This is a genomic window from Rhodothermales bacterium (assembly GCA_040221055.1).
GTDB lineage: Bacteria > Bacteroidota > Rhodothermia > Rhodothermales > UBA10348 > 1-14-0-65-60-17.
The window spans coordinates 46,013-61,047 of record JAVJVN010000020.1; the positions used below are offsets into that span (position 1 = coordinate 46,013).

Consider the following 15,035-nt stretch of genomic DNA (forward strand, 5'->3'; position numbering starts at 1 on the left):
TTTATCCGCCGAAACGGGAATTCACGACGTTGTTGTAAATGGAACCGAATCGGTAGCTGAGCCCCATCTCCAGCTCATACGAGAAGCTGGTCGGCAGGCTGATGCGCCCGAGCAGGATGTCCTCGTCCGAGGCGTCTGCCTGGGCAAGATAGATCTGGTCGTGGATGGAAGATACCTGTGCACCCAGGTTGACCGAGAGCCCTCGCAGCAGCCGGAAATAAATGTCCCCGCCGAATTCGACCTTGTACAGGTCCGTCAGGGATTTCTCGTAGTCCGTCAGGAACGATTCGAACTGGACGCGTGCATTGGCCGAACCCCACGGGCGCGAGAGGTCAAGCCGGAGCGACAGTTGCTGCTGGATGACCGACTCCTCCAGTTTCTCGAATACCGTAATCTCGTTGTAGTTGAAGTGCCGGAAGTTCAGCTCCCACTGGATGCGCAATTCGCGTTGGGAGGACTGATCGTACGGAAAGATGTTGTACTCGATGGTCGGTGAGACCGACAGGGAGTAGTCAATGTTGTTCCGGGTGCTGGTCTCCGAATAGGATGTTGCTCCGACACCCCAATGATCCCCGATGGACTTGACAACGAGGCCATACACGGAGCCGTCCCGCTGGATGACGGACAGCGTCCCATCGGTCACGTCGTAGGTATTCTCCCGGTATGAAAAACGACCGTTCATGGAGGTTTTCCACATCTCCGTGACGCGACTCGCGCTGAGACGCGGATTCAGGCGCAGGGACGTGCTGGACTCCTCGGCATCATAGTTGCCGTTGACGCTCACGTTGAAGACCCAGAAATTCCAGGGATCCTCCACGGGACCCTCGTCCACGATGGATTCCCCGACGGCCGGGTTCACACGTACCACGACCTGGTCACCGGTCCGCGTGCGCACCAAGTACGGGACGAGACCACGCGCAATGGCCTCCGTCAGTCCTGCCCGACGCTCATTTTCAATATCCGTGGAACTCGAGCTGTACGTGAGGACGTCCGTCCGGCCGGCATAGGGGCCAAGACCAATGAATTCCAACTGGTAGGTGCTCCCACCTGAGCCGGACGATTCGCGGGTAACGAGTACATGCACATCCGACCCGACCCGGTCCCGGACATGGTTCACGTAGTCGATCTCCCGTCTGATGTAATCGAAATCACATCGCGTGTTCTGACAGTCCAGGAAGACGGCAATGGTCTGGGGGCGGGTATCCTGGGATACGGCCGGCCGAACAGGCATGGCCAACAGGCAAAGTAAACCGGCAAAAAGGTAAAGGCGCACGTCCGGATTGGGATAAAATGAGAAGAGCTCGGCCTTTCGGCCGAGCTCTTCACGGGACAAACCGCCTTGAGACGGATCCTGGATGAACAAGATGTCGCCTCGATGAAGAGTATCGGCCACCACGAAAATAACTTAAACAGGTCGGGGGTACGGGCGATTGACCGAACATTCATCACGCATTCGATGGATTCCGGAGTGGACCAGGCCGGTTTTGGTAAAACCAGACCCGTATGCACGCGTAGGACTGCCATCCTTTACCGACGATTCCATGCGAGAACGAATTACTGAGGCCATCGTGGCCCGGATATTGACCGACCTGCCCGAGGGCGCGACCCACAGTCGTGCATCCATGCAGGACGCCCTGACACAGGCCGGGACCCCTCCTTCACTGCTGAATTTCCTGGATCGGACCCTGGAGCGCCGGACAGAACTCGAGCTCCGGGAAGCCCTTGACAGCTCCTTTGCCTGGTTCAATGCGGCCGATGCAGGGGTAGCCGGAGCCATGGAACACCTGCACCATGAAGCCTTGCGGGCCGCATGTTTTCCACCGGACGAGTGGCCCCGGGCCGTTCACCACGCAGTCGAGACCACACTGTCCTATTTGCTGGATCCGACGCGGACCCTTGTCGCCTTCCTGTTCGCGGAGGGATCCGACAGTGCCCGTGCGGCCGACGCCCGCCGCAGGAGCGGCTACTTCCGGGACTACTCCCACCTGACCCGGGCCGTCGGGGCATTCATCGACAAGAAGAAGGAGGAGTTGATTTCACGTCACGAATTGGCCGGTGTCCTGCGCCACGTGGATCGGAACATCGTCTCGGAATTCGATGCCGATGCATGGATGAACCACTTGAGCCCGCTGGTGACCTTTGTGTCGTTTTCGGGATTGATTTCCGAGGGCCTGCCGGTTGCTTTCGCCAGCCGGTTCCTGGAAGCCAGAGGCCATACGGCCGCGCGGGACGCTGTCGAAACGGCGGCCGACAAGGCGCGTGCGGACATGATTTCCGTACCCACCCTGACGTCCTTGCTGCGCACACTGGGTACCGAGGAACCTGCCAGTCAGGAAGGGACGGCTCCGGAAGCCGCTCCGTCTGCGCCCGCTGAGCCCGCGCCACTCTGGAAACAATTTTCAAAGGCGCCCAACCACCCGCACCCGCCTGCAACGACGCGTCCCCCGGATGCTGCCCCGGCGCCCGGAGAGCCGCTTTGGAAAACATTCCAGGAACGTGCAGCTGTACCCGAGCCCGAGCTTCCGGAAATGGAACGGCAGGTGGTCGGCACGAACGGGCCCGACCGGATGCGGGTCATTGCCGAGCTTTTCGCGGGCAACGAGTCGCTCTACAGAACGGTCCTGTCCCGCCTCAACGCCGCGCCCGATTGGACGGCAGCCTCCCGCATCCTTGCGAATGATGTGTACAGGCCCCACGCGGTCGACATATATTCCGAGACCGCGGTGGCATTCACGAATGCCGTCGAAAGCCGGTATCACCCTCATCCCAACCAGTCCTGAACCGCATCATGGCCGACCTCTACAAGGATCTTGACGAACGCAGGGATCTTGCCCTGCAGGGCGGTGGAGCCAAACGGATCGAGCAACAGCATGCCAAGGGCAAACTGACAGCCAGGGAACGACTGGACCTGCTCCTGGACGAAGGTTCGTTCGAGGAGTTGGGTATGTTTGTCCGCCACCAGACCAAGGACTTCGGACTGGCCGACAACCGCCCGTATGGTGATGGGGTGATCACCGGCTATGGCACCATTGACGGTCGTCTCGTCTATGTGTACTCCCAGGACTTCACCGTTTTCGGGGGTTCGCTGGGACAAGCCAATGCCCAGAAAATCGTCAAGGTCATGCAATTGGCCATGGACAACGGCGCACCCATCATCGGGCTGAACGACTCGGGGGGCGCCCGCATCCAGGAAGGCGTGGTTTCCCTGGGAGGCTACGCCGACATCTTCCTGCTGAATACCCTGGCCTCCGGGGTTGTCCCTCAGATCTCCGCCGTCATGGGTCCCTGCGCCGGGGGCGCGGTCTACAGTCCGGCCATCACGGACTTCGTGTTCATGGTTCAGGGAACGAGCTACATGTTCGTGACGGGACCCAATGTGGTCAAAACGGTCACGCAGGAGGATGTCTCGTCCGAGGAACTGGGCGGTGCCGGCACCCATGCCAGCAAGAGCGGCGTGGCCCACCGTGCATGCGCCAGCGAGGTGGATTGCCTGATGGCCATCCGCGCCCTGTTGGGATACCTGCCGTCCAACTGCGAAGAGCCCGCCCCCCGTTCGCCGTCGCCCGGACAACCGGTGTCGGATGAATCGCTCAACGCGGCTGTTCCGGAGAACCCGAACAAACCCTACGACATGCATTCCGTGATCGGCAGGATCGTGGATGCGGATTCGTTTTTCGAAATCCACCCGGACTTCGCCCCCAACATCCTGGTCGGATTTGCCCGCATGGATGGGCAACCGATCGGCATCGTGGCCAACAATCCGGCGGTCCTCGCCGGGGTGCTGGATATCGATTCGTCCGTCAAGGGGGCCCGCTTCGTCCGCTTCTGCGATGCCTTCAACATTCCCCTTGTCGTTTTCGAGGATGTACCGGGGTTCATGCCGGGGACCGATCAGGAGTGGCGCGGAATCATCCGGCACGGCGCCAAGCTGCTGTACGCCTTCTGCGAAGCCACGGTACCCAAGATCACCGTCATCACCCGGAAGGCCTACGGTGGTGCCTACGATGTCATGAACTCCAAGCATATCCGCGGCGACCTGAATCTGGCGTGGCCTACCGCGGAGATAGCCGTTATGGGGCCCAAGGGCGCCGTGGAAATCATTTACCGGAAAGAGATTGCCGGGTCCGACGAACCAGAGGCCACCCAGGCCCGGATTGAAGCCGAGTACCGGGAGCGGTTTGCCAACCCCTATATTGCCGCTGAGTACGGCTATGTGGACGATGTCATCCGGCCGTCGGAAACGCGGGCGCGGCTCATCCGGGGGCTGGAGATGTTGCGGAACAAGGCCGTTCGCAACCCGAAAAGGAAGCACGGAAACATCCCGCTTTAACCCATTGTATTCTACCGCTTAAACCATCCGGTACAAAGCTGTGCATCCATCCTACCTGGCCACCGTCCGACTCCTGACCCTGACCCTGTTGATTGTCCTGTCGTCCGGAGCGGCCGAGGCCCGCCAGCAGGACGCACAACGGGTGGACCTCCTTCCTCCGACCACCCTGCAGACGACCGTGAACCTGGACCGGATGGGGTTGGGAGAGGGCGCTGAGCAATGGTCCGAGCGTGTGCTGATGGAAAAGTTGTCCGTCCTCTACGGTCATCAGTCCGATCTTATGGCCGCTATTGCACGTGACGACCGGGACGCCGTCGTGGCTTCGTTGGATCTGGCCATGACGGAGCTGGGCGATCTGCTGCGACAGGACGGCGTCACCGACAATGACCGTTTTTCCGATGCCTATCGGATGGTCGTGACCGAGTACGAACGATTCTACGGTCCGACGGACACCCTTTTTGTGGCCTTCGGGGACATTTTCGAACTGCGCCGTGACATGTTCGCGGCCCTGGAACAGACGCAGGATCCCCTGCTGGAGGACGTGGTCCCGTCCGGACTGCAACCCGTCGGGACGGATGTCCCCATGACCATGAACCGGTTGGTCGAGAATTCCATGGAGTTCCTGTTGCGCGACCGGAAGGAAGTGTTGCAGACCTGGCTGCGCCGGGCGGATACGTACTTCCCCATGATCGAACAGATTTTCGCGGAGGAAGGTGTGCCGGATGAACTCAAGTACCTGGCCATGATCGAGTCGGGATTGAACCCCCGGGCGCGATCCTGGGCGTCTGCCGGTGGCATGTGGCAGTTCATGGCGGCTACCGGTCGGGCCTACGACCTGAACGTGAACGCGTGGGTGGACGATCGTGCCGACCCTGAACTTGCCACCCGCGCCGCAGCCCGCCACCTGAAGGATCTGTATCAGATGTATGGACAGGATTGGCAGGTGGCCCTGGCCGGGTACAACTGTTCCCCCCGTTGCATAAAGCGTGCCCAGCAGCGTGCAAGGAACACCGGAATAAGCAACCCGGACTACTGGGATATCTACCCCTACCTGCCCCGGGAGACCCGGAACTATGTTCCGATGTTCATTGCCACGTCACTGATTGCGTCCAATCCGACCGCCTTCGGTGTGCCGGTGCCGTCCGAACCGGGCCCCGCCTATGCCTACCATGTGGTGCCGGTCACCGGAATGCTGTCCCTTGAGGACGTGGCCACCATGGCCGGTACCGACGTCACCACGTTGAAGGCATTGAACCCCAACCTTCGCAGGGATACCCTGCCCCCTTCGACGGGTGAATTCAACCTGCGACTTCCGCTCGGAACGCGGGACGCCTTCGCAGCGGCCTACGAGGCATTGCCCCCGTCGGCACGGCGACCCTCGGGCGAATATGTGGTCAAGTCCGGAGACACGTTGAGCGGCATTTCGCAGGACTTCGGCGTATCGGTCTCGCAGATCATGCAGAAGAACGGACTCCGATCCACGCGTATCAACATCGGCCAGCGCCTGGTGGTACCCATCGCCGACTACACGACCGACATTTCGACCGTCCAGTTCGCAGGAACGGCCGCGGATATATCGTATCCACCGCGTCGCATCCAGCCCATCCGATTGGAACAGGAGCAGGCTCCTGCCCTTGCCGGTGCAGGCCCTGTTCCTGCCGCAACGCCGGTCCGTACGGTCTCCACTACACCCATCGGTGCGGACGGACCGGGAACGGCTTCGGCCACCCCGCCGGCTGAAGTCCGGATTGTCCACGTGGTCCGCCGCGGCGAGACCCTCAGCGGGCTCGCCACCCGGTACAATGTCCCGCTCGACAACATCCGCGGGTGGAACAGCATGTCCGGGTCACGGATCAATGTCGGACAACGGCTGACCATCTATACGGATGGCCGATCGGCTCCGGCAACCACAACGGCGGAATCGAATGAGCCGGTTCAGTACACGGTCAAGCGGGGCGACACCCTGAGTCAGATTGCCGAATCGTACGGCGTCGGCGTCTCCCAATTGCGCCAGTGGAACAGCATAAGCGGATCGAACATCCGCATTGGACAGCGCCTGACGGTGTATCCCGGAACGTCGAGCTCCGTAACGTACACGGTCCAACGCGGTGACACGCTGATCGGAATTGCCGGCAGGCATGGTGTGACGGTCGCCCTGATCAAGGACTGGAACAACCTGTCCTCGAACACCATCCGCGTCGGACAGCAGCTCAGGATACTCAGGCAATAATCCCGGCAGCGCGTGCGTTGTATCCGGGAACGGTTCAACAACGACATGCATCCGACGGACGAGGAGCTTGCTGGCGCATACGCGGAACGGGGTGACGACCACGCGTTCCGGATCCTGGTGGAACGCCATCAGGAGAAGGTGTATGGGTACCTGCTGGGGATGGTCCGGGACCGGGCCGTCGCCGACGATCTCTTCCAGGAAACCTTCATCCGCGTGATTGCGGCGCTCCGGAAAGACCGGGGCTCCTACCATCATCAGGGGCGCTTCCTTGGATGGATCATGCGGATTGCCCGCAATGCGGCGCTGGACCATTTGCGTACCCGCAAGAAATGGCAGGACGTACCGGACAATGAAGACTTCAGTTGGTGGGACACCCTGCCCGCTGATGACCTCCCCACGGACGACGTGTTGCAGGCCGGCCAGGAAGCCGATATCCTCATGGCCTGCATAGATCGGTTGCCTCCCGAACAACGGGAAGTGGTCCTGCTCCGGCATGAATCCGACCTGACCTTCCGCGAGATTGCCGCACTGACCGACTGTTCCATCAACACGGCCTTGGGCCGCATGCGATACGCCCTGTTGAACCTCAGAAAAATGCTCGAAGTCACCGAATTACCGGTAGGCGCCTGATATGGAAGACCAACGCAAACAGACCCTCCTGCACCTGTACGATGAGCCCCGCGAGGACAGCGACCTGCGCGCGCTGTTGGCCGATGCGTCGGTGCGTGACGAGTACCGGACGCTGTCCGAGGTGAAATTCAAGCTCGATCGGCGCCCGGCCGTCCGACCCGATGCCGAGGTCCTGGACCGGATCATGGCCGCGGCCACCGCTCCTCCGTCGGCCCAACGTACGGACCGTCCGGCCGTCCACCGGTTCATGCGGCCCCGCCGCCTGTTGTTCTCGGGTCTCGCGGTGGCCGCGGCCCTTGTACTGGCGGTGGCCCTCGGGTGGTTTTCCACACCGGATCCGGAAACCGTTCCGGGGACCACGCCGCCTGCGCTTGCTGCCGACACCGAGTTGTCGTGGGACGATGCGACCCATATCCGCCAAGTCTATCGCCGCATGGATTCCATGCGGCCCCAATCCCCACTCTCATGGGACGAACCCCCGGTCCCACTTGAATCACTGCCTTCAGGGCGCCCCGGCAATCTGGTGCCGGTGGGTGCCAACTGATGAAAAGAACGCTACGGTCATGAATACGAGAACCCTGATTCTTCTTGCGATCCTTCTGCTGGGATCAAGTACGGCCACCCGGGCACAGACCGTGCACAAGGTGTCGTTCGAAAACGGCGTCGTCTATGTTGACGGCAACCGACTGGCACCCAAGGACTTGCCGGCCTCCCTCGATGCCCGCTCCCTCCGCGGGAATCTGAACTTCTGGAGTGATGAGGATGCCTTGCTTCAAATCCGCGACCACGTGTACCAGGTGGTGGACGGCAAGCTGCTGGAAGTCAAGGTGGACGAGCAGGAACCCGGCCGGGTCATGGTCTACTTTGCAAATGAGGACAAGGAATTCCCGGTACGCGTGCTCCGTTCCAACAACGCCGGCGTACTGACGGAACGCAGCAACGACCAATACTCGTTCTACGTCAAAGCCCTGCAGTCCCAGGCCGCTGAGCTGGACAGTATCCGTGTCGTCTTCGAGAAGACCACACCGGAAAAGGCAGGTATCATGCGACGGATGGTGGCCGAAGTCGAATCGGCCGCCCGGATTGCTGAAGTCCTTCCGCAGGCCCAGTACCAGGCCTACCTCCACGAAGTGCAGGACAATGATCGCGAGCTCTACGAACAGCTTCGCCTGGAGCATGCGCTGGAGTCGGAATCCCGCATGCTTGCCCGACGGATTGTCTCGGCCCGCTCCGAGGCCGATTCGGAGCGACTCCGGAAAGAGCTGCATACCAAATTGAACACGATCTTCGAGCTCAAACAGAAAAACCGCCAGCGTGAAATCGAGCAGCTCTCCGCCCAGCTGAGGGATCTCCAGGAGCGTCTGCAGGCCCGTGAGAGCCAGCGGGATGCCCTCATCCAGCGGCGGATAGAAGAACTCACCGGCAAGCAATAGAAGGCCGCGCACCGGTAGCCACTCATTCCACCCCCAACGCACGTACCTCAACCAAACCCTATACGTCATGAACGTTCTGAATCGAACAACCGCGTTGGCCCTGATGACCGGTGCATTCCTGCTCATGCTTCCCGCCAGCCATGCCGAGGCCCAGGACAAGGAATCGTCCGTCCGCGCCTACTCCCTTGTTTCTCCGGGCTTCGAGGCCCATCTCGATATGCTTCGCGATGGCGAATACAAGGCCCGGCTCGAGCCGTTCTTCGGCCAACTCCACCGCTTCTCCGAAAAGGAAATGCAGTCCCGTCGTCTGGCAGAGCGAATCCGCCAGGCGGATGGGGATACGGCCGAACTCGAGGCGGAACTGGATGATCTGCTGGAAGACATCTTCAACGGTAAACTGGAAGCCCAGCGACAACGCGTTGAGGAAATGAAAGAAGAAATCGCACGTCTGGAAGAACGGATTGCCACCCGTTCCGAAGCCCGTGATGAGATCATCCGGAAACGCAAAAGCGAATTGCTCGGACACCGCGACGTCTACGACTGGTAGGCCGAGCGCGGGAACATCGCGGCATGGAAGGGTATCCACGTCATCCATGCGCACACCCCGCTCCGCCATATCCTTCCTGATCACGGCCTGGGTCGTCCTGCTGGGTGCAGGCGCGACCCGGGCCGCTCTCATCACACCCCTTTCCGAAGAGGTGTCCGTCATCGAACGGGTTTCGTTCGCCCTGTCTTCGCGTACCGGACACACCATTGTGCGCATCCACACAACCGGAAAAGTCGATGCCTTCAGTGAGGCCCGGTCCGGCGAAACGGGCACATGGTCCATCGTCCTCTTCCGCACCTCCCTTTCTCCGGACAGGCAGCTCGACGCATCCATCGGGCCGGTTTCGGCGTATCGGCTGGATGAAGCCGATGGACAGGTCGAACTCCGCCTGACCGTCCAGGAAGGCACGGAGGCCCCGACCGTTTACCGTGATGGCGCATCGACCGACATCCTTGTGGCCGTTCCTCCCCCCCGACCCGGCATGCCGACGCCCGTGAATACCGAGCAGGCCGCCGGCCGATGGCGACTGGACACGGTCGTGATCGACGCCGGTCACGGAGGCAAGGATTCGGGAGCCGTTGGACACCGGGGGCTCCGTGAGAAGGACATCGTACTCTCGGTGGCCAAGAAACTGGGGGCCTACCTGGAGGAATTGCTGGACGTGAACGTGGTGTATACGCGGGAGGACGACACGTTCATTCCATTGCACGAACGGGGGCGACTGGCGAATGAAGCCGGCGGAAAGTTGTTCATTTCGTTGCACACCAATTCCGCCCGGAGCGCGCAAGCGCACGGTGCGGAAACGTTCTTTGTCGGCCTGCACAAGACCGAGGCGGCCCGCCAGGTCATGGAAAAGGAAAATGAAGTCATCCAGCTGGAAGACGATCCCACCGTGTACGAAGCCTTTCGTGGGCCGCGACTCATCCAGCATACCTTGACACAGAGCGGCTATATCCGGCAGAGCGAAGCCCTGGCCAGCATCATCCAGGGCCAATTCACCGATCGTGTCGGGCGACGGAACCGGGGTGTGAAGCAAGCCGGGTTCTACGTGCTTTGGAGTGCGTCCATGCCTGCCGTTCTCGTGGAGTTGGGGTTCATCACGAACCCGGATGAAGCCCGATTCCTTGCTTCCGACGATGGACAGACCTATCTGGCCAGCGCTATCTTCCGGTCGGTCCGCGAATTCAAGGATGCCTACGAACGTGGCCTCCACCTGACTCTCTCCAACCCATGATCACCGAACTTCTCGCTGCCATCCGGAACGTCCCGGATTTCCCGTCACCGGGCATCCAGTTCAAGGATATTACACCCATCCTGGCCAGGGCCGATCTGGTACGGCAGGCGGTCCATCTTCTGGTTGAACCCTGGAAGGCTGAAAACATCACCAAGGTCATCGGGATTGAGTCCCGGGGGTTCATCCTTGGCGCCATGATTGCTGAAGCACTCGATGCGGGCTTCGTTCCGGTCCGGAAAGAAGGCAAGTTGCCGTACACGACCATCAAAGAGACGTATGACCTGGAATATGGCACGGACACCATCGAAATGCACATCGATGCGCTCTCGGAGGGGGACCGTGTCCTCATCCACGACGACGTCATCGCCACCGGCGGTACCGCTGCCGCCACCCATCGCCTGGCCGAATTCGCGGAGGCCCGTGTGGTAGGATTTTCGTTCCTGGTGGAACTCACGGCGCTCAATGGGCGATCCAACCTGGACGACGCTGTTCCCGTACATGCCCTCCTGCCAGTCTGATTCGCGTCGAACACGACTGGCTCTCCTGCTCCGCTTTCCGTTCAATCCTGTACCATTTCCATGATGCGATCCCGATTCCAATTGATCCTCGGAGCCTTTTTTCTTGTCATCCTGGCCGGGTGCGACTCGGTCGACCCGAGCTCCGAAACCATCTTCCTGACCATGCAGATCACAGAAGACGTGGACGGGAATCCCATCTCCCTGGGGTTCAATGCCAATGACCTGCAGACCGGTCGCCTCCAGGATCTGGATTGCGGGTGCCAACTGGATATTGCCGGCAAGCTGTCCGAACAGGGGTTCTCAAAGGGCGAAATCGTCTCGGCGTCGCTGCAATCAGCCCAGATCGTCATGCTCTTCCCGGTGAACGAGAACGTGGCCTTCCTGGACCAGGCCATCCTGAAATTCACCGCAACCGGCGTGTCGCAGACGGAAGTGGCCAATACGTCCAACTTCCCGGCTTCCCGGACCGCCCAGATGACCGTGCTGCCCAACCGGGATATCGCCGCCTTCCTTGAGCGGCCCAACTTCGGCCTGATCCTGCAGATCGATCCGGAGACACTGCGTACCGGGCAGTCCTACGAAATGAGCCTGGTCCTCACCGTTCGGGTGGAAGTAGAGGGCGTGTAGGAAGCGTCCTACCGAACCGCCACGCAGGATATTTCCACCCGGGCGTCGCGCGGCAATGCCGATACCTGCAGGGCTTCACGGGCGGGAGCGTTCTCACCGAAATAGCGCGCGTACACTTCGTTTACCTGCGCGTAATCGTTGATGTCGGTCATGTAGACCCGGCACGCCACCACATGGTTCATGGACAATCCAGCCGCCGTCAATACGCCGCGGAGATTTTCCAGTACCCGTTCCGTTTCGGCTTCAATGCCCTCCGTCACCATATGCCCGCTGGTGGGGTCAATGGCTATCTGACCGGAGCAATACAGGGTATCCCCGACAAAAACGGCCTGGCTGTACGGACCAATGGCCGCTGGTGCCAGCTTGGTCTTTACCCGGGATCGTTCAGTAACCAGTTCTTTCTTCCGCATGCGTGTCCCTGTAGGTTATGGATACTCGCAAATTCCGTGATTCCAGCTCTTTGGACAAGCGAATTATTCTTTAACTTCCGGGCAGGGCGCGCCTGCCGGCATCCTCCGCCGGCCTCACTTGCCCAATACCCTTGCCAGACCCACACGCCAACATCCCAGAACCATCCGCCAGAACCATGAACCTCGGACTCCAGGATCGTACAGCACTCGTCACCGGCGCCAGCAGCGGACTGGGTCGTGCCACGGCCATCGCATTGGCCCGTGAAGGGGTCCGGGTGGGCATCTGCTCCCGGAATTCGGTGCGCATCCATACCGCCGCCGTGAGCGTGGCCGATGCAGCGGGCGTCTCCCGGGACCGCGTATTGCCCCTCGTGTGCGATGTTACCGACGAGGCGGCCATCCACACCGCCGTGGATGAGGTCGTTAGCACGTACGGAGGCCTGGACATCCTGGTCTGTAACGCTGGCGGTCCTCCGGCTGGTACCGTGGATGACTTCAATGCGGACGACTGGCGAATGGCCCTCGAACTGAATCTCGTGAGCACCATCAACCTGACCCGGGCCGCCCTTCCGCACCTGCGAGCGGCCGCTGCCCGGCCGGATGGACTCGCGCGCATCCTCATGATCACCTCCCTGTCGGCAAAGCAGCCCGTTGCCGGACTCTACCTCTCGAACGTTTCGCGCGCCGGGGTCCAGGGGTTTGCCAAGAGCCTGTCCGAAGAACTCGGTCCGGAGGGAATCACCGTCAACACCATCCTGCCCGGATACACCCGGACCGACCGTTTGACCGATCTGGCGACCTCCCTGTCGGAACGCCGGCAGGTCACCATGGCTGAGGTGGAAGACGGGTGGGCCGCGATGGCTGCGCTGCGCCGGATTGGCACCGAACAGGAATTTGCTGCCGCGGCTGCATTCCTGGTAAGCCGACCGGCAGGATACATTACCGGCGTGGCGCTCCCCGTGGACGGCGGCGCCATCAAGTCCCTTCTGTAGGACATCCCATCTCACCTCTTCTTTCTCTTTTCTGAACGATGCGAAGCTCGCCGCTCGTCCTTTTCATTGGCGCGTTGATTGCCGGCCTCCTGCCCCAGGGATGCGTCGAGCCTCCAACTCCAGGTGCGGCTCCGGCTTCTGCCAGCGCAGAGAATGCCCCCATGCTACTTGTTCTGGGCGTGGGGCAGGACGGTGGTGTCCCGCAGACCGGCAGCCACGCCCACCCCGGATGGACCGATCCGTCCCGTGCTGAACGCGTGGTCTCGCTGGGACTCGTCGACCCGGTCTCCGGAGAAACCTGGATGTTCGAGGCGACGCCGGATTTCAGGCACCAGTGGTATGCCCTTGACCAGTTCGCTGCCGCTGCCGCTACACAGTTTTCCGCGGATTCGGCTACGCGGACGCCCCGGCGCGCCCCCGATGGCATTTTCCTGACCCACGCGCACATGGGCCACTACACCGGACTCATGTTCCTCGGACACGAATCGATGGGCGCCGACAGTGTGCCCGTTCACGCTATGCCCCGCATGGCCACGTACCTGTCCGAACATGGTCCATGGAGCCAACTGGTGAGGTACGGCAATATCCGGCTCTCTCCGCTGGTCGCCGATTCGACCATCGTACTCAACGAACGGCTCCGCGTCACACCGTTCCTGGTCCCCCACCGTCCCGAATTCTCAGAGGTTGTGGGTTACCGGATTGATGGTCCGTCCCGCAGCGCCCTGTTCATTCCGGACATCGATTCCTGGGCGGAGTGGGATTCCTGGGGCGTTCTCCTGGAGGACATGCTGGCATCGGTGGACATCGCGTATCTCGACGCCACCTTCTTCGCCGACGGGGAAATTCCGGGGCGTGACATGAGCGGCTTCCCGCATCCGTTCATCACCACGACCATGGAGCGACTGGCGACAGCCGCAGACACGACCCGCGGAAAGGTCCGCTTCATCCACCTGAACCATACGAATCCGGCGCTGATCGCCGGTTCGCCTGAATGGCAATCGGTGATCAGCGCCGGATTCCATATCGCCGAGACGGGCGAAACGGTGGGATTGTAAATCGGCTACAGCGTCTGCAGGTACAGATGGATGGCGGTCATTTCATCCTCCGACAACTGACCGAGCGCCGTCCAGGGCATGAATTCGGGGTCCAATTCACGCCCGTCCGGCGTTACCCCCGTGCGAAGGGCCGACTTGAAATCATCAAGCGACCACGAGGCCGCCATACGCAGGTCCGGAGCAAACGGGGCATCCGGATTTGGTGGCTGGGCGCCGGTCAGGCCCTGCCCGTGGCACACCACGCACATGACGGAAGCCCGGTATTCGCCCCACTCAGCGGTCGGGCCGGGCTCTCGGCCTTCCAGACGGGGAGCCCCCGTAATCAGTTCGGACGTCGGCCGGAACTTGGCATCCATGCCCGCAATGACGCGGCCCATGGGTCGGATTTCCGTGGCCGGAAGCGTGTTGTCGACCGCAGGAAGCTGTTTCAAGTAGGAAACCAGGGCACCAAGCTCCCGGTCGTTCAAGTAATAATAGGCCTCCGACGGCATGACCCAGGTGCCCGCTCCGTTCGGCTTCACGCCGTGGCGTATGGTTCGGATCCAGTCGGCGTCCGTGTAGGTCGTGCCAATGCCTCCGGCACCCGGCGTCAGGTTCGATGCCGCCACCAGGAAGGGAGGGGCATCGACCATGACGGTTCCGCTCAGGTTGGCCCCGTGGCAGTCCTGGCATCCGTGGCTTCGGACAATGTATTCCCCGAGTGCAAGCGTCGCGGAATCGCCGGACAGGGCAATCGTATCGACCGGGGCCTCATAGGTCTTGCTGACGGCCGACGATCCGCGCATGAACAGCGCCACGCCCGCAATCAGCAGCAGAATGACGAGTACGCCGAGGATGCGTAACGTCAATTTGAGTGCTTTCATGGGTGAAAAGGGGTTGGTTGGGTGTCGCCGAATGTAGCAGAAATCCCGCGTCACATGCAATACGGGAACGATCACCGAACGTTTTTCGCAGCCAGGGCCTTTTGCCCGTTCACGTTGAATCGCTTCCATCTTGTTGCCCTGACCCGCATATTGTCCGGCATCTCTT

At 61.2% G+C, this 15,035-nt stretch carries 15 protein-coding genes; 12 read left to right on the top strand and 3 right to left on the bottom strand.

Annotated elements, in window-relative coordinates; genetic code table 11:
* Nucleotide 1 precedes the first annotated feature (1 nt).
* Entirely contained in the window at nucleotides 2-1,231 is a 1,230-nt protein-coding gene (locus RIE53_12725; protein ID MEQ9105547.1) for a hypothetical protein, read from the bottom strand.
* Nucleotides 1,232-1,541: 310 nt separating this feature from the next.
* On the opposite strand from RIE53_12725, the gene RIE53_12730 reads away from it, so the two are divergent.
* The 10 genes from RIE53_12730 (at nucleotide 1,542) to RIE53_12775 (ending at nucleotide 11,549) form a co-directional block, all read left to right on the top strand.
* Complete coding sequence (locus tag RIE53_12730; GenBank protein ID MEQ9105548.1) at nucleotides 1,542-2,780, top strand: hypothetical protein; 1,239 nt, start codon at nucleotides 1,542-1,544, stop codon at nucleotides 2,778-2,780.
* Nucleotides 2,781-2,788: 8 nt separating this feature from the next.
* On the top strand, nucleotides 2,789-4,330 hold the full coding sequence (locus tag RIE53_12735; protein MEQ9105549.1) for an acyl-CoA carboxylase subunit beta: 1,542 nt from the start codon (nucleotides 2,789-2,791) through the stop codon (nucleotides 4,328-4,330).
* Nucleotides 4,331-4,370: 40 nt separating this feature from the next.
* Nucleotides 4,371-6,560 carry a LysM peptidoglycan-binding domain-containing protein gene (locus RIE53_12740; protein ID MEQ9105550.1) on the top strand — a complete coding sequence of 730 codons (2,190 nt, stop codon included), beginning with the start codon at nucleotides 4,371-4,373 and terminating at the stop codon, nucleotides 6,558-6,560.
* Nucleotides 6,561-6,605: 45 nt separating this feature from the next.
* Nucleotides 6,606-7,190, top strand: coding sequence for a sigma-70 family RNA polymerase sigma factor (locus RIE53_12745; GenBank protein MEQ9105551.1), 585 nt, complete (start codon nucleotides 6,606-6,608; stop codon nucleotides 7,188-7,190).
* Between the two features lies 1 nt (nucleotide 7,191).
* Entirely contained in the window at nucleotides 7,192-7,734 is a 543-nt protein-coding gene (locus RIE53_12750; GenBank protein MEQ9105552.1) for a hypothetical protein, read from the top strand.
* A 19-nt stretch (nucleotides 7,735-7,753) separates the two neighbouring features.
* The gene (locus tag RIE53_12755; GenBank protein ID MEQ9105553.1) at nucleotides 7,754-8,623 is read left to right on the top strand and encodes a hypothetical protein; all 870 of its coding nucleotides are present in this window, start codon (nucleotides 7,754-7,756) and stop codon (nucleotides 8,621-8,623) included.
* Between the two features lie 67 nt (nucleotides 8,624-8,690).
* Nucleotides 8,691-9,170: a hypothetical protein gene (locus tag RIE53_12760; protein MEQ9105554.1), complete on the top strand. Its 480-nt coding sequence runs from the start codon at nucleotides 8,691-8,693 to the stop codon at nucleotides 9,168-9,170.
* A gap of 46 nt (nucleotides 9,171-9,216) precedes the next feature.
* A complete protein-coding gene (locus tag RIE53_12765; GenBank protein MEQ9105555.1) occupies nucleotides 9,217-10,404 on the top strand; it encodes an N-acetylmuramoyl-L-alanine amidase in 1,188 nt (395 codons plus the stop codon).
* Nucleotides 10,401-10,922 (top strand): adenine phosphoribosyltransferase, encoded by a 522-nt coding sequence (locus RIE53_12770; GenBank protein ID MEQ9105556.1) that lies wholly within the window; start codon nucleotides 10,401-10,403, stop codon nucleotides 10,920-10,922. Before RIE53_12765 ends, RIE53_12770 begins: the two co-directional genes overlap by 4 nt.
* A 60-nt stretch (nucleotides 10,923-10,982) precedes the next feature.
* A complete protein-coding gene (locus RIE53_12775) occupies nucleotides 10,983-11,549 on the top strand; it encodes a hypothetical protein (protein MEQ9105557.1) in 567 nt (188 codons plus the stop codon).
* 8 nt (nucleotides 11,550-11,557) lie between these two features.
* Here the strand turns inward: RIE53_12775 and RIE53_12780 are convergent, their stop codons facing one another.
* The gene (locus RIE53_12780) at nucleotides 11,558-11,959 is read right to left on the bottom strand and encodes a RidA family protein (GenBank protein MEQ9105558.1); all 402 of its coding nucleotides are present in this window, start codon (nucleotides 11,957-11,959) and stop codon (nucleotides 11,558-11,560) included.
* 176 nt (nucleotides 11,960-12,135) lie between these two features.
* On the opposite strand from RIE53_12780, the gene RIE53_12785 reads away from it, so the two are divergent.
* Entirely contained in the window at nucleotides 12,136-12,951 is an 816-nt protein-coding gene (locus tag RIE53_12785; GenBank protein MEQ9105559.1) for an SDR family oxidoreductase, read from the top strand.
* Nucleotides 12,952-13,112: 161 nt separating this feature from the next.
* A complete protein-coding gene (locus RIE53_12790; GenBank protein MEQ9105560.1) occupies nucleotides 13,113-14,006 on the top strand; it encodes an MBL fold metallo-hydrolase in 894 nt (297 codons plus the stop codon).
* Nucleotides 14,007-14,011: 5 nt separating this feature from the next.
* Here the strand turns inward: RIE53_12790 and RIE53_12795 are convergent, their stop codons facing one another.
* The gene (locus tag RIE53_12795) at nucleotides 14,012-14,869 is read right to left on the bottom strand and encodes a c-type cytochrome (protein ID MEQ9105561.1); all 858 of its coding nucleotides are present in this window, start codon (nucleotides 14,867-14,869) and stop codon (nucleotides 14,012-14,014) included.
* Between the last annotated feature and the right edge of the window lie 166 nt (nucleotides 14,870-15,035).

What these genes read in the sequence shown, in the direction of transcription:
- RIE53_12755 (MEQ9105553.1), top strand. Translation starts at nt 7,754, where the DNA reads ATGAATACGAGAACCCTGATTCTTCTTGCGATCCTTCTGCTGGGATCA.
- RIE53_12790 (MEQ9105560.1), top strand. Translation starts at nt 13,113, where the DNA reads ATGCTACTTGTTCTGGGCGTGGGGCAGGACGGTGGTGTCCCGCAGACC.
- RIE53_12795 (MEQ9105561.1), bottom strand. Translation starts at nt 14,869, where the DNA reads ATGAAAGCACTCAAATTGACGTTACGCATCCTCGGCGTACTCGTCATT.
- RIE53_12750 (MEQ9105552.1), top strand. Translation starts at nt 7,192, where the DNA reads ATGGAAGACCAACGCAAACAGACCCTCCTGCACCTGTACGATGAGCCC.
- RIE53_12780 (MEQ9105558.1), bottom strand. Translation starts at nt 11,959, where the DNA reads ATGCGGAAGAAAGAACTGGTTACTGAACGATCCCGGGTAAAGACCAAG.
- RIE53_12785 (MEQ9105559.1), top strand. Translation starts at nt 12,136, where the DNA reads ATGAACCTCGGACTCCAGGATCGTACAGCACTCGTCACCGGCGCCAGC.
- RIE53_12730 (MEQ9105548.1), top strand. Translation starts at nt 1,542, where the DNA reads ATGCGAGAACGAATTACTGAGGCCATCGTGGCCCGGATATTGACCGAC.
- RIE53_12745 (MEQ9105551.1), top strand. Translation starts at nt 6,606, where the DNA reads ATGCATCCGACGGACGAGGAGCTTGCTGGCGCATACGCGGAACGGGGT.
- RIE53_12770 (MEQ9105556.1), top strand. Translation starts at nt 10,401, where the DNA reads ATGATCACCGAACTTCTCGCTGCCATCCGGAACGTCCCGGATTTCCCG.
- RIE53_12725 (MEQ9105547.1), bottom strand. Translation starts at nt 1,231, where the DNA reads ATGCCTGTTCGGCCGGCCGTATCCCAGGATACCCGCCCCCAGACCATT.
- RIE53_12760 (MEQ9105554.1), top strand. Translation starts at nt 8,691, where the DNA reads ATGAACGTTCTGAATCGAACAACCGCGTTGGCCCTGATGACCGGTGCA.
- RIE53_12735 (MEQ9105549.1), top strand. Translation starts at nt 2,789, where the DNA reads ATGGCCGACCTCTACAAGGATCTTGACGAACGCAGGGATCTTGCCCTG.
- RIE53_12765 (MEQ9105555.1), top strand. Translation starts at nt 9,217, where the DNA reads ATGCGCACACCCCGCTCCGCCATATCCTTCCTGATCACGGCCTGGGTC.
- RIE53_12775 (MEQ9105557.1), top strand. Translation starts at nt 10,983, where the DNA reads ATGATGCGATCCCGATTCCAATTGATCCTCGGAGCCTTTTTTCTTGTC.